Genomic DNA, 13,952 nt, shown 5'->3' with positions numbered 1-13,952 from the left:
GCCCGGAGCCCGGCCGGCGCAAGGCCTCAGGCGACCGCCGGCGCCACCTTCCGCCCCTCTCCCACCTTTTCGCCCGGCCGCAGGAACAGGCGGGTGATGGCGGGCTGGGCGGCCTGGATGCGGGCGCTGAGCTCGCTGGCGGCGTCCTCGACGCCCCCGCCCGGCAGGTTGTCGTCGAAGTCGATGGTGACGCCGACCAGGATCTCCTCCGGCCCCAGGTGCAGGCTCAGCACCTCGATCACCTGCACCACGCGGGGGTCGCCTTCCAGGATCGTGCGGACGTCCGCGACGATCTCGGCAGAAGCGGCCTCGCCGGTCAGCAGGCTGCGGGTCTCGTTGGCCATGAACGTCGCGATCAGGATCAGCAGCAGGCCGATGCCGATGGAGGCGATCCCGTCCGCCGCGTGGAAGCCCAGCAGCGACGAGGCCGCCACGCCGGCGAAGGCCATCAGCAGGCCGACGAGCGCGCCGGCGTCCTCCAGCAGCACGGCGAACAGGCTGGGGTCCTTGCTGGACTTGATGGAGCTCAGGAACCTGCCGCGGCCGCCGTGCCGCCGGCGATGCTCGCGGAAGGCCACCAGGAACGAGGTTCCCTCGAAGCCGATGGCCAGGCCCAGGACCAGGAAGTTGATCCAGGGGCTCACCATGGGCTCAGGCCGGAAGACTCGCAGGAACCCCTCGTAGATCGAGAACGCCCCGCCAAGGGCGAAGATCATCAGGGCGACCACGAAGGACCAGAAATAGAGCTCCATCCCGTGGCCGAACGGATGGCCCGGATCCGGCGGCCGCGCGGCGCGCTTCAGCCCCAGCAGCAGCAGGCCCTGGTTGCCGGTGTCCACCAGCGAGTGGACCGCCTCGGTCAGCATGGCCGAGGAGCCCGTGAACAGGAACGCCACGAACTTGCTGACCGCGATGGCCATGTTGCCCGCCGCCGCCGCGTAGATCGCGAACTTGGAATCGCCTGCCATTCGCACTCATCCGCCGCGGAGAACGGTCACGTCGCGGATTGGTGACATGGGGCCAACACGCTAGGAAGCCTCATGTCCCAGGTCATCCTCGCCGCCGGTCCCATCGCCCGAGCCAAGAACGGCGTCATCGGCCGCGACGGGGCCCTGCCCTGGCGCCTGAAATCCGACCTGGCGATCTTCCGCGCGGTGACCATGGGCAAGCCGGTGATCATGGGCCGCAAGACCTGGGAGAGCCTGCCGAAGAAGCCCCTCATCGGCCGCATGAACATCGTGCTCAGCCGGGACGGCTCGTTCGAACCCCAGGGCGCGGTGGTCTGCGAGGACTTCGCCGAGGCGGTCTCGATCGCCAAGGAGCAGGCCGAGGAGGACGGCGCGAGCGAGGTCTGCGTGATCGGCGGCGCCTCGCTCTTCGAACTGGCGCTGCAGAAGGCCCGGCGGCTCTACCTCACGGAGGTCGACGCCGAGGTCGAGGGCGACGTGGTCCTCAGCCCGATCGACGAGAGCCGCTGGACCGAGGTCCGCTCCGAACGCCACGAGGCCTCCGACGTGGACGAATACCCCTTCACCGTGCGGGTGCTGGAGCGGCGCTGAGCTGACGTTGGGTCATCGCTGGCGCGTCATCGAAGCCGCGCTATGGTCCCCCCAACGAGAAGACGGGAGGGCAGGATGGACATCGAACTGATCTGCGAGGGCCTCGAGTTTCCGGAGGGCCCGATCGCCATGGCCGACGGCTCGGTGATGCTCACCGAGATCAAGGGCCAGCGGCTGACCCGGGTGAAGCCCGACGGCGGCAAGGAGACGGTGGTCGAGACCGGCGGTGGCCCCAACGGGGCGGCGATCGGGCCGGACGGCGCTATCTGGATCACCAACAACGGCGGCTCGTTCGAGTGGCTGGACACCGGCGGCCTGACCATCCCCGGCCCCACGCCGCCGTCGCACACCGGCGGCATGATCCAGCGCTACGACCTGAAGTCGGGGAAGCTCACCACCGTCTACGACAGCTGCGACGGCAAGCGCCTCGTCGGCCCCAACGACCTGGTCTTCGACAAGTCGGGCGGCCTCTGGTTCACCGACCACGGCTGCTCGACCCCCGACGGCCGCAAGAACGGCGCGGTCTACTACGCCCGCACCGACGGCAGCCACATCAGCCAGCAGCGCGGCCACCTGATCTCGCCCAACGGCATCGGCCTCTCGCCGGACGAGACGGTGGTCTATGTCGCCGACACCATGCTGGGCCGTCTGTGGGGCTTCGACGTGGCCGAGACCGGCGTGCTGGCGCCAGGCCTGGGCTTCGCGCCCGGCCGGGTGATCTGCAACCTCCCGGACTACCAGCTGCTCGACAGCCTGGCCGTCGAGGCCGGCGGCAAGGTCTGCGTGGCCACCATCATCAACGGTGGGATCACCGCCTTCGACCCCAGCGGGACCACCGAGCATTATCCGGTGCCGGACCTGGTGGTGACCAATATCTGCTTCGGCGGGGCCGATATGCGCACGGCCTGGATCACGGCGTCCTCGACCGGAAAGCTCTATCGGGCGAAGTGGCCGCGGCCCGGGCTGAAGCTGAACTTCAACGCGTAACCTGCGCTCCTCCCCCGTCGCGCAGACGGCGGGGGAGGTGGCGGCGAAGCCGACGGAGGGGGCGCAAGGCCTCAAGCTCGGAGCATGGGGCTTAGTGCCCCCTCCACCACTTCGTGGTCCCCCTCCCCCGAACTCTTCGGTTCAGGGGAGGAGCGATCGCTTAGTACAGCTTCGCCATCACGCTGCGGTCGAAGGGCGACAGCTCGTCGTGGCGGCCTTCGCGGATCTTCACGACCCATTCGGGGTCCTGGAGCAGGGCGCGGCCGACGGCGACCATGTCGAAGTCGCCGCGGTCCAGCATCCGCTCCAGGCCTTCGATCGAAGCAGGTTCGGAGCGTTCGCCGGCGAACCCGGCGATGAACTCGCCCGAAAGACCCACCGAGCCCACGGTGATCGTGGGGACGCCGGTGACCTTCTTGGCCCAGCCGGCGAAGTTGAGGTCGGACCCTTCGAACTCCGGCTCCCAGAAGCGCCGCTGCGAGCAGTGCAGCACGTCGGCGCCGGCCTCGACCAGGGCGCCCAGCCAGGCTTCCAGCGCCTTGGGCGTCTGGGCCAGCTTCACCTCGTAGTCCTGCTGCTTCCACTGGCTGATGCGGATGATCACCGGATAGTCCGGCCCCACCGCCTTGCGGACGGCCTTCAGGATGTCGGCGGCGAAACGGGCCCGGCCGGGCAGGTCGGCGGATCCATAAGCGTCCTCGCGAACGTTGGTCCCCTCCCAGAAGAACTGGTCGATCAGGTAGCCGTGGGCGCCGTGCAGTTCGACGGCGTCGAAGCCCAGACGCTTGGCCTCAGCGGCCGCGTCGGCGAAGGCGCGGATGGCGTCGGCGACCTCGGCGTCGGTCATCGGCTCGCCGAACTTCTTGTCCGGCCGCGAAAGGCCGGAGGGGCTGTCGTACGGGCCCGGCGGCGTCCAATCCTCGCTGCGGGACTTCACGGCGCCCACGTGCCAGAGCTGCGGCGCGATGAGGCCGCCGCCCGCATGGACCTCTCCGGCGACCTTGCCCCAGGCCGCCAGCTCGGCGTCGCCGTGGAAGCGCGGGATGTTGGGGTCGTTGAGCGAGGCCGGCCGGTTCACGCCCGTACCCTCGGTGACGATCAGGCCCACCTGGTTCTCGGCGCGGCGGCGGTAGTAGGCCGCCACATCGTCCGTCGCGATGCCGCCGGGCGAGAAGGACCGCGTCATCGGCGCCATGACGATGCGGTTCGGAAGGGTCAGGCCCTTGAAGGTGAAGGGTGTGAAGAGGACGTCGGACGCCATGGGATCCCCTGAGGCAGCGATTTAAACGCTTGTTTAGCCGAACGCGGGGGTCGCGCCATGGAGAAAACCTGAAGGCCGCTTTTCCGGAAGCTCATCCGTCACCGCCCCGGCCCCAGCAGCGCCTCGCGCCGCGCCAGGCTTTCGGCCGGCCATTCCTTCTGCATGTCATAGTAGACGTCGTAGGCGCGGACGCCGTCCGGCAGCTCGACCCAGGGCAGCTTGCTGCGGGTGAAGATGTGCACGTCCGGGCTCAAGGCCGCGCGGTCGTCCAGCGTCGTGGCGCGCAGGAAGCTCATCACCTTGCGATCGCCGTAGTCGGACCAGATCGTGGTCCCGCACCCCGTGCAGCGGTAGACCAGATGCGGACGGCCGCTGTCGGTGGGCATGGCCGTCGGCGCGATCTCGCCGGCCAGGACCTCGATCCGATCGGTTTCGATCAGCGCGTTGATGACGAAGGCGCTGCCCACCTGCCGCTGGCAGTCGCTGCAATGGCAGCAATGGACGAACATCGGCCCCGACTTCAGCCGGTAGCGCACTGCGCCGCACGCACATCCACCCTCAAGCTGGCTCATGCTTCCTCCTCCGTCAGGCCTCCGATTTTTCCAGCCCTGAAAAGTTGACGCCAGCGTCACCTTTCTTGACTCGCCGGCTGCAGGGGATCATCGTTCACTTGACTGAATGCGGGCGCTGCAGACCCGTAACCCAGGAGGTGACTCATGGACGACGCTTCGATCGACGTGAAGCGGGCGGCGCGCGACGCAGCCTATTCGATGCCCCTCGAACAGATCAACGTGGCCGACCCGGAGCTCTTCCGGACCGACACCATGTGGCCCTACTTCGAGCGGTTGCGGAAGGAAGATCCGGTCCACTGGGCGGAGTCGGGTTTCGAAGATGTGGGCGGCTACTGGTCGGTCACCAAGTACAATGACATCATGGCGGTCGATACCGACCACGGGCGCTTCTCGTCGGAGCCGACGATCGTGCTGCCCGACCCGGCGGAAGACTTCACCCTGCCGATGTTCATCGCCATGGACCAGCCGAAGCACGACGTGCAGCGCAAGACGGTGAGCCCCATCGTCTCGCCGGCGAACCTGATGCGGATGGAGCCGATCATCCGCGAGCGGGCCGGCGCGATCCTCGACGGCCTGCCGATCGGCGAGCAGTTCGATTGGGTGGACAAGGTCTCCATCGAGCTGACCACCATGACCTTGGCGACCCTGTTCGACTTTCCCTGGGAGGACCGCCGCAAGCTGACCCGCTGGTCGGACGTGGCGACCGCGGCGCCGGACAGCGGCCTGTTCAGCTCCACCGATCCCGAGATCGCCGAGCAAGAGCGCCGCCAGGAGCTGTTCGAGTGCGTGGACTACTTCATGCGGCTCTGGAACGAGCGGGTGAACGCCCCGCCGCAACCCGACCTGATCTCGATGCTGGCCCACGGCGAGTCCACGCGGAACATGGACCGCATGGAATACCTCGGGAACCTGATCCTGCTGATCGTCGGCGGCAACGACACCACCCGCAACTCGATCTCGGGGTCGATCCTGGCGCTGAGCCAGAACCCGGACCAGGAGAAGCTGCTGCGCTCCGACCATAGCCTGATCCCGGCCATGGTCTCCGAGACCATCCGCTGGCAGACGCCGCTGGCCTACATGCGCCGCACCGCGCTGGAGGACGTCGAACTGGGCGGCAAGACCATCAAGAAGGGCGACAAGGTCGCCATGTGGTACGTCTCGGGCAACCGCGACGAGGAAGTGATCGAGCGGCCCAACGACTACTGGATCGAGCGGCCGCGGGTGCGCCAGCACCTGTCGTTCGGCTTCGGCATCCACCGCTGCGTGGGCAACCGCCTGGCCGAGCTCCAGCTCAAGATCATCTGGGAAGAAATCCTCAAGCGCTTCCCGCGGATCGATGTCGTGGGTCCGCCGCGCCGGGTCTTCTCGTCCTTCGTGAAGGGCTACGAATACCTGCCGGTGATCATCCCGACCCGGAACTGAGATCGGCGGACGCCAGCGGGCGCGGCCGGTTGACGGCCCGCGCCCGCTGGGCTTCCTATCCGCCCGGAAGCCGGGGGGCTTGGGAGGAATACGCCTATGAACAAATCCGCCTTCATCGCCGCGCTCGCCGTGGCCGCCCTGGCCGCCAGCCCCGCCCTGGCCGAGGATCTGTCGGCCCACCTGGGCGGCGCGGGCTCGCCCGACACCGACGGGGCCGGCCACGCGACCTTCAAGGTCGATACGGCGAAGAACGAGGTCTGCTACACCCTGATGGTCGAGAAGATCGGCGCGGCCACCGCGGCCCACGTCCACAAGGGCGCGGCCGGCGCGTCCGGTCCCCCCGTCGTCCCCCTGACCAAGCCCGACGCGGCCGGCAAGAGTTCGGGTTGCGCGACCGTGGATGCGGCGGTGGTGAAGGACATCCTGGCCAATCCGGCCGGCTACTACGTCAACGTCCACAACGCCGAGTTCCCCGGCGGCGCGATCCGCGGCCAGCTCGCGAAGTAGACCCTAACGCTTGGACGCCGGCTTCGCGGCCGGCTTCGCGGCCTTGGGAGGCGCCGCCTTGGCGGGCGGCGTCTTCGAGGCCGGCGTCGGCGGCGGCGCGATCGGAGCGAACACACCCGCCGGCGGGTCCCAGGACCCCATCAGGTTGATGACGATCTTCGCCACGCTGTCGGCCGAGACCACCGAGCCACCGCCGATGCCCTCGCAGATGATGCGATAGCCCACATAGGTGTCATAGGCGTCGATGGCCGAGCCCCAGTCGGGCCGCGGATTGACCTTGTTGACCAGCAGGCCGCCGGCCCTGGAGAAGGCCGAGAACTCGCGCCAGCGCGTGCGCTCGGTGTCGCAGTCGTACTCCGTCAGCGTGCGCACATAGCCGGGCTGGGGCGGGTCGCCGCTCAGGATGTTGCGCTGGACGCGCACCGACCAAGCCTTGCGTATCGGCGATCCGGGCGTCTTTTCAATGGCGTCGGGGTCCATCACGGTCCAGGCGTCGGGGCCGGACTGGAGGACATAGAACATCTTCGCTTCGGCGGCGGCCGGGGCAAGCAGGACCGCTGCGGCCAGGGCTGCGGTTGCAAGGCGGAGGCTGTTCAACGGCTTTCCCACGACGCCCACAGCTATAACCCGTGTCTTAAGAACGGCCTACAGGCCCCGGATCATCTTCGCCATGATGTTGTGCCGAGCCGCCCACCCCGCATAACTTATTGTATCTATATGGCACTTTCCGATGGACGCGAAGCATTGCTATTGCCAGGTCCCAAAAAGGTCCCGGCAGCGATAGGTTTTTCATCGGATCGCACCCGATCGCTCGCTGTTTCCCAGCGCAGGGAGGCCTCGACGCTCCCATTGCGGTCTTTCGAGACAAACCAATACGAGCCGTCGGGCCCGAGGTAGAAAGCCTCGACGTCGCGCGGGCCATTGGACCACACGAACTCGAGCTTGGCGCTGGCGGCGGTCTGTCCGGCTCAGCAACGGTATCCTGTCGGTCAGCCTTCGGGTGCAAACGGCTTGGCGCGGCAGGCGCAAGCCTTGCTTGAGCAGTTCGGCAGCCGTGCGCAACGCACGATCGCGCCGCTCTCCGAAGTGCAGGACTTCAAGCGGCACAGACGGTCAGGCCGGACGCCGCGACCGCGTGGTCGGCTTGACCACGCCATAGGAAATTGCAGCAGCGGCCCAGTGAGCTCCAACCCGCTGCTCGGAAGCGCGATGGTCCAACGATAGCCCACCTGTATTGCCGTCGTCGCCACCGCGAACTTCGTCGCCAACGAAGACGGCGCCGGGTATGACGCACCATCGAAGCCAATTCGGCTCCATGGCGACCAGGTTGCGTCGCGACGGCGTCGAGCTTGCATAGATCGGCGGCCGCGTCACAAAGGCTCGGGCGCAGCCGTCAGGGCGGATACGTCTCTACTCGATCTGGTCTCACGCTAGCGCCCGTTGGCGTTCTGCTGAGAGCCGTACGACAGCATCAGTCGCCGCTGCTCGCGTCGCGGATCGTCCTCCATCCGACTACGGTCATCTATGATCAGGGTAGGACGCGATGTGCTGTCGTAGGGCCTCCAGTCCGGCATGCCCGGCGCGGAGGGCACGCCATTGCGGGCGAAGTTGGCCCAAAGCGCCGAGACCCGATCGGCCAGCGCCTGGGACCCCGGCGTCACCGGACCGGCGATGATCTCCGCCTTCGCCAGGGTGTCGAAGTGGTACGGAATCTCCAAGGCGTGGGGCGAGAAATAGCGGCCTCCGAAGGCCGGGGTCTCCCGGTAGAAACTGTACATGTAGGTAGGCGCCCCGCCCCCGCCGGCCCGCAGCGCCGCGAGGATGGTCGAGTCCAGAAAATAGCTGCGGTCTGTGGCCGCCATGTAGAGCCGCTCGGCGTTCGAGCTCTTGGGATAGAGGCGGTTGTAGGTCTCGAACAGGCGCTCGCCCTGACCGCTCTGCACGGTGTTCAACCGCGCCTTCAGACCCTCGTCCGACAGGCTGTCGATGGCCGGGTCGCGGCCAAGGAAGCCGGACTGCTCGGTGCGCGTGGTCCCCACCATCACCGGGACGCCGCGGGACATGGTCGGCGCGGCGCCGTCGAACGGCTGCGCCGGCAGGCTGGGCGTACCGGCCACCGGCATCCATTGCGCGCCGCCGGTGGCCTTGATCTGGGCCGCCTGCAGCGTTTCGAGCGGGACGGTCTGCAGCTTGGCCGCGTCGGCGGGCGCGATGCCCAGGATGTCCAGCAGCCGCCGCGTCTTGGCCGCGCCGGTCTCGGGAGAATCCACGCGCAACTGCGACCCACTCTGGATGATGGCGCGATGATAGAGCCCCTGCGCCGGGGTCGTCGTCATCACCATGGTGGTCTTGCGGCCGCCGCCGCTCTGGCCATGGACCAGGACCCGGCCCGGGTCGCCGCCGAACCGCCCGATGTTCTCCCGCACCCACTTGAGCGCGGCGACGCAGTCCAGTGTGCCGCAATTGGAGCTGTCGGCGAAGCGAGGGTCGAAGGCCCCCAGATGGGCGTAGCCAAAGACGTTCAGTCGATGGTTGATGGTCACCACCACGACGTCCTGCTTCCGCGCGACATTGGTCCCGTCGTACCAGGGCGAGGCGCCGGAGCCGCTGGTGAAGCCGCCGCCGTGGATCCAGAACATCACCGGGCGCTTGCGGTCGTCCAGCGCCGGCGTCCAGATGTTGAGGACCAGGCAGTCCTCGCTCTGCGGCTCGCCGCGCTCGCCGTACAGATTGGGCAGCAGCTGCGGCGCGCTCTCCGCGCGGCCGTTCTGCGGCGCCTTGGGGCCGTACTGGAGGCAGTCGCGCACCCCCGCCCAGGGCTTAGGCGGCTTCGGCGGCATGAAGCGGTTCGCGCCCGAGGTGTCATCGCCATAGGGGATGGCCTTGAAGACCTTCACGCCGCCGGAGTCAGCGCCACGCACCTTGCCCGCGGTCGTTTCGACCACCGGGCTGGCGCCGGCGCCGAAGGCCGACGTGGCGGACGCCGCCAGCCAGACACCGCCGGCGCCCAAGACGAAGCGGCGGGTCAGGTCCGTTTGGCTCATGGTCGGTTCCTTTGAACGGTTCAGGCTTCGTCGGGCTTCGACTTGGCGGCGTAACGATCCCACATCTCGCGGAACCGGCCGCGCGGATCGTCCACCGCCTTCGAGGTCTCGCCGAACACCATCGTGGTGCGCTTGGCGGTGTCGTACGCGGGCCAGCGCGGCGTCTTCGGATTGTTCGGATCGCCCTTGGCGGCCAGCGCGATCCAGGCCGAGGCCAGCTCGTCGGCCAGCCGGCGGTTGTCCGCTGTCGGTCCGGCCAGCGGCATGCGGATGTCATGCATCGAGGCCGGCACATCGACCGCATGCGGCGCGCCGTAGCGGCCGCCGTAGGCCGGGCTGGGCGCCTCCCAAAGATAGCTCCAGACCGGCGCGCCGCCGGCCTGCGCCTTTCGACTGGCGAGGATGGTCGCGTTTCGCCGGAACGTCTGATCGGTGATGAAGCGCGCCTGGATAAGATAGGGCGTCGCCTTGGGATCGTCGTCGCGATACGCGGCCAGCACAGCGGCCGCGTCGTTGCCGACGCTCGCCTTGAGCCGCGCCTCGACGCCGGCCCATGTCTGGTCGAAGTTGGATTCCCGATAGGTCCGCTCGTCCAGGGTCGTGCTGACGATGATGGGGATCGATTTCGATTCAGGCGGCGCGCCCGGCGTGAACGGGTGGTGCGGGATCGTGGCGCCCAGGACCGGCGAGAACGAACGCGGGGCTTCGCCCTTGGCCCTGTCACCGGCTTCCAGATCGGCCTGGGCGGACAGAAGGGTCGAGAACGGCACGGCCTGCAGCTCGCGGATCTGATCCTTGCGAAGCCCCAAACGCTTGAGCAGCTTGCCCGAAATCTCGGCCGCCTCGTCGCGCGTCTGCGCGACCAGGCGCGAGCCGCTCATCACGCCGGCGCTGGTGTAGAGCCCGGTGGCGGTAGGCATGGCCAGCATGTGGCTGACCTTCGCGCCGCCGCCGGACTGGCCGAAGATCAGCACCCGTTTCGGATCGCCGCCAAACGCCTCGGCGTTGCGCGACACCCACCTCAGCGCCGCGACCAGGTCCTGCATTCCGGCCGCGCCGGAGTCGGCGAACGGTCCCGTGTCGCCCAGGTGCAGATAGCCAAAGGCGCTCAGCCGGTGGTTCACCGTCACCACCACGCAGTCGCCGAAGCGCGACAGCATTTCCCCATCGCTGCCGGGCGAATTGCTGGAGCCCGCATAGAAGCCGCCGCCATGGAAGCGCACCAGCACCGGCCGCTTGCCGCGGTCCGTGGGCGACGGCGTCCAGAGGTTCAGGACAAGACAGTCCTCGCCCATGCCGCCGGGCTGCACGTCGTTGAAGATCAGATCGGCATAGTCGCGGCGTCGGTCGCCCGGCACCTGCGGCGCGATGTTGCCGTAGTCCAGTGCGTCGCGAACGCCCTTCCAGGGAACCACCGGCTGGGGCGGCCGGAAGCGGTTGGGCCCCGCCGTGCTGGCGCCATAGCGCAGGCCCTTGAAGACGGCGATGCCACCCGACATCAGGCCCCGGACCTTGCCCTCCGTCGTCTCCACGATCGGAAACAGGTCACGCTCGGTCGCCCGGCCGGGTCCCGCCAGCGCCGCTCCGAGCAGGGTCCCGCCGCCCATCGCCATCAAACCGCGTCGGTGGATCATGTCCTTGTTCTCCAGCCGTGCCGTGATCAGAACCTCAGGTTCACGCCGGCGTAGAACCGGCGGCCCAGCACATCGTAGATCGCGAAATCGGTAGCCCCTTCGCCCGTCCATTCGGGCGGCGCCTTGTCGGTCAGGTTGAGGACGCCGGCGCGGAACTCCACCGCCTCGCTCAGCCGGTAGCGGCCGGTGAGGTCGAAGTAGTTGCGGGCCTTCACCCCAGGCGCCGTGGCGTTGGTGGCGCCGACGTTTCCGGAATTGCCCATGGAGTCGATCCAGCGCCACCGCAGCGCCACCCGCGCGTCGGCCACCCGATAGTCCAGCGTGGTCGCCGCCTTCCATCGGGGATGGGAGATCGCGTCGGCGCTGATCTGCGCATTGCCGATCGTGCCGGCGTAGTCGAAGAACGCCGCGCCCGCGAGGCTCTGGATCTTGTAGCTGTCGACATAGGACAGCACGAAGTTGATGCTGAGCTCGCCGAAGCGATCGTCGAGGCCGTAGTCCTCGGCGCGTGTCGAGGCGTCCAGCTGAAAGTCGATGCCGGACGTCTTGTAGCCGGCCAGGTTCAGTAGCGGCGTAGTCATCGTCGCAAAGGCGCCCGAGGCGCTGCGGTTGATCAAGCCGCAGTAGTAGTTGCTAGGATCGTAGTTCGGGTTCGAGCCGTCGCCGTTGAAGCAGCGCCGGACGATGACGTCGCCGGTGATCAGTCCGATCGCATTGCTGATGCTGATATTGTAGTAGTCCGCCGACGCCGACAGCCCGTGGATGAAGGGGATCTGCGCGCTGGGGCGGAAGACAAGGCCGGCCGTGTAGGTGTCGGCGACCTCCTCCTTCAGATTGAGGTTTCCGGAGACGAACGCCGACACGGCGCTGCCGGTGAACCGATGGTTGTCGATCACCGTCGCCGGCACGCCGTTGGCGATGCAGAGCGCGCGGATGCGGGCGGCGTTGGGGCCGGTGCGGTAGACGCTGGTGATGTCGCAGGGATCTCCCTGCCCCGCCGCGGTGCGTCCGACGGTGGCCGAGGCCTGCTCGCTGGGCTGGTACAGTTCGCCCACCGACGGCGCGCGGATCGCGCGCTGGTAGCCGCCGCGGGCCCGGAGCCACTCGGTGAGCTCCCAGTCGCCACTGGCCTTGTAGGTCTGCACGCCGCCGACCGTGTCGTAGTCGGAATAGCGGTAGGCTAGGTCCAGGTTCAGGCTGCGGACGAGGGGCAGATCGCGGAGCACCGGGATCAGAACCTCGCCGAAAAGCTCCTTGGTCGTCACCGAGCCGTTGGTCGGACGGGTCAGTGCGACGCCCAGGACCGTCGCGTTGACCCGCTGGGCGTCGGGATTGAAGTCGTAGCTGTTCTTCCGGTAGCTCGCCCCCGCGGCGAAGCGCACGTCGCCGGCCGGCAGCTGGAACAGGCGGCCCTGCAGGGAGCCTTCCACCACCTTCTGCTGGAAGGTGCTGGTCTCGTGGATCTCGCGGACCAGATAGTTGAGACAAGCCTCCGACGGCGGCGCGAGAGCCAGGGGATTGAGGCCGCCCTGGCAGATGCTGGCCCCGCCATCCGCGGCGTTCACCAGTGAGAGGTAGGCCGCACGATCCACATAGCCCGAGCGCGTCTGGTTCTGCTCCGTCCGGCCGAACGACGCATAGACGTCCCAGCTGCCGTCGATGGCGGCCAGCTTGCCCGTGAAGCCGCCCAGCACCTGGCCGACGTTGTAGGTCTGCTCATACTCCTCGCGGGCGAAGCGCCCCTGGTTGAAGTAGATCAGCAGCGGCTCGTTGGGGCGCGGCCGCGAGGCGATGATAGTCCGCAGGTCGGCGGGTAGGAACGGGTTGGTGACCGGCAGATAGACGTCGCGCACCGTGGCCGAGTTGACGCCGAACCGCTGAACGTTGGCGGTGTAGTGGGTGTAGTTGAACTGGCCGTAGGCCTCGATGTCGTCGGTTAGCTCGTAAGAGCCGCGGCTGAACACCACCATCCGCTTCAGCGGCTGTTGCAGGGGCGAGAACTCGCCGGTCGGATTTCCGACCTGTCCATTGATGATGATGTAGGGCTCGCTGTCCGGCCACCGGAAGTTCACGATCGGCGTCGTGGTGGTGAAGAGCGTGCCGTCGGGATTGACGCTGTAGCGGCTGTTGGTGGGGACCGTGGCGGTGATCCCGTAGCCGCGGAAGACCGAACTGATCGCCGCCTGGCTCGGCAGGTTGGCCGCGTCGGAGATGATTGCGCCGCTAGGCAGGACGGCCGCGATGCCGCCGTCCCGGAAGAACGGCCGGCCGCCGCGCTCCACATGCTTTCGGTCCATGTAGGACACCGAGAGCACGCCGCTGCCCCGCCCCTCGGCGAAGACTCCGCCCATCGTCGCGGCCAGTTCCAGCGTCTCGCCGTCCCCGCGCTCGGTCTGGCCGTACTGGGCGTCCAGCTCCAGCCCGCTGAAGTTCTTCTTGAGCTTGAAGTTGACCACGCCGGCGATGGCGTCGGAGCCATAGATCGCGGAGGCGCCGCCGGTGATGACTTCGACGCCGGACACCAGGGCGGAGGAGATGGTGTTGAGGTCGATGGCGCCCAGGGGGTCGGAGGGCTGCATGCGCCGCCCATCCAACAGCACCAGCGTTCGCGTGATGCCCAGGCCTCGGAGGTTCGCATTGGCCCGTCCGCCCAGGCCGGTGTTCGCGCTGCTGGCGCCCGAGGTTGCGGCGAACTGGGGAAGCGTGTTGAGGGTCTGCTCGATCGAGGCCGGTCCCGCGGCCTGGATGACCTCATTGCTCACTGTGACGATGGGGCTCTCGGCGACGTAGTCCTTGCGTGCGATCCGCGAACCGGTGACCATGACCTGTTCGACTTCCTGGACGTCGGTCGCCGATGGCCCCGCGGCCTGGGCCGAGGCGACGCCGGGCGGCGTCAGGATGACCATGGCCGTGGTGGCGCAAAGCAGCGCCCTGCCCGCTTGAATCACGGCGTCTCTCCCCTGGAT

The 13,952-nt window shown here is 68.0% G+C and carries 11 protein-coding genes; 4 read left to right on the top strand and 7 right to left on the bottom strand.

Annotated features, from left to right (window positions below; all coding sequences use genetic code 11):
• Positions 1-26: 26 nt before the first annotated feature.
• Entirely contained in the window at positions 27-968 is a 942-nt protein-coding gene (locus tag EPO51_RS00145) for a cation diffusion facilitator family transporter (protein WP_293344722.1), read from the bottom strand.
• 72 nt (positions 969-1,040) lie between these two features.
• Between EPO51_RS00145 and EPO51_RS00140 the strand changes: the two genes are divergently transcribed.
• Both EPO51_RS00140 and EPO51_RS00135 read left to right on the top strand, forming a co-directional pair.
• Complete coding sequence (locus tag EPO51_RS00140; protein WP_293344720.1) at positions 1,041-1,559, top strand: dihydrofolate reductase; 519 nt, start codon at positions 1,041-1,043, stop codon at positions 1,557-1,559.
• Between the two features lie 75 nt (positions 1,560-1,634).
• Complete coding sequence (locus tag EPO51_RS00135; protein WP_293344718.1) at positions 1,635-2,546, top strand: SMP-30/gluconolactonase/LRE family protein; 912 nt, start codon at positions 1,635-1,637, stop codon at positions 2,544-2,546.
• Positions 2,547-2,706: 160 nt separating this feature from the next.
• Here EPO51_RS00135 and EPO51_RS00130 read toward each other — a convergent pair whose 3' ends face one another.
• Positions 2,707-3,807, bottom strand: a complete 1,101-nt coding sequence (locus EPO51_RS00130) for an NADH:flavin oxidoreductase (RefSeq protein WP_293344716.1) — start codon at positions 3,805-3,807, stop codon at positions 2,707-2,709.
• A 98-nt stretch (positions 3,808-3,905) separates the two neighbouring features.
• Entirely contained in the window at positions 3,906-4,379 is a 474-nt protein-coding gene (locus EPO51_RS00125) for a GFA family protein (protein WP_293344714.1), read from the bottom strand.
• Between the two features lie 144 nt (positions 4,380-4,523).
• Here EPO51_RS00125 and EPO51_RS00120 point away from each other — a divergent pair, with 144 nt between their 5' ends.
• A complete protein-coding gene (locus tag EPO51_RS00120; RefSeq protein ID WP_293344712.1) occupies positions 4,524-5,801 on the top strand; it encodes a cytochrome P450 in 1,278 nt (425 codons plus the stop codon).
• A 96-nt stretch (positions 5,802-5,897) separates the two neighbouring features.
• Positions 5,898-6,308: a CHRD domain-containing protein gene (locus tag EPO51_RS00115; RefSeq protein ID WP_293344710.1), complete on the top strand. Its 411-nt coding sequence runs from the start codon at positions 5,898-5,900 to the stop codon at positions 6,306-6,308.
• Positions 6,309-6,311: 3 nt separating this feature from the next.
• Here EPO51_RS00115 and EPO51_RS00110 read toward each other — a convergent pair whose 3' ends face one another.
• The 4 genes from EPO51_RS00110 to EPO51_RS00095 form a co-directional block, all read right to left on the bottom strand.
• Complete coding sequence (locus EPO51_RS00110) at positions 6,312-6,905, bottom strand: hypothetical protein (RefSeq protein WP_293344708.1); 594 nt, start codon at positions 6,903-6,905, stop codon at positions 6,312-6,314.
• An 833-nt stretch (positions 6,906-7,738) separates the two neighbouring features.
• Positions 7,739-9,352, bottom strand: a complete 1,614-nt coding sequence (locus EPO51_RS00105) for a carboxylesterase/lipase family protein (RefSeq protein ID WP_293344706.1) — start codon at positions 9,350-9,352, stop codon at positions 7,739-7,741.
• Between the two features lie 20 nt (positions 9,353-9,372).
• Entirely contained in the window at positions 9,373-10,986 is a 1,614-nt protein-coding gene (locus EPO51_RS00100; protein WP_293344704.1) for a carboxylesterase/lipase family protein, read from the bottom strand.
• A 26-nt stretch (positions 10,987-11,012) separates the two neighbouring features.
• Positions 11,013-13,934 (bottom strand): TonB-dependent receptor domain-containing protein, encoded by a 2,922-nt coding sequence (locus EPO51_RS00095; protein WP_293344702.1) that lies wholly within the window; start codon positions 13,932-13,934, stop codon positions 11,013-11,015.
• Between the last annotated feature and the right edge of the window lie 18 nt (positions 13,935-13,952).

The sequence above is a fragment of the Phenylobacterium sp. genome, from assembly GCF_004297125.1.
Classification (GTDB): Bacteria; Pseudomonadota; Alphaproteobacteria; order Caulobacterales; family Caulobacteraceae; genus Phenylobacterium.
Note: the sequence above shows the minus strand (reverse complement) of the source record. Positions and strands in the feature narration are given on the sequence as shown.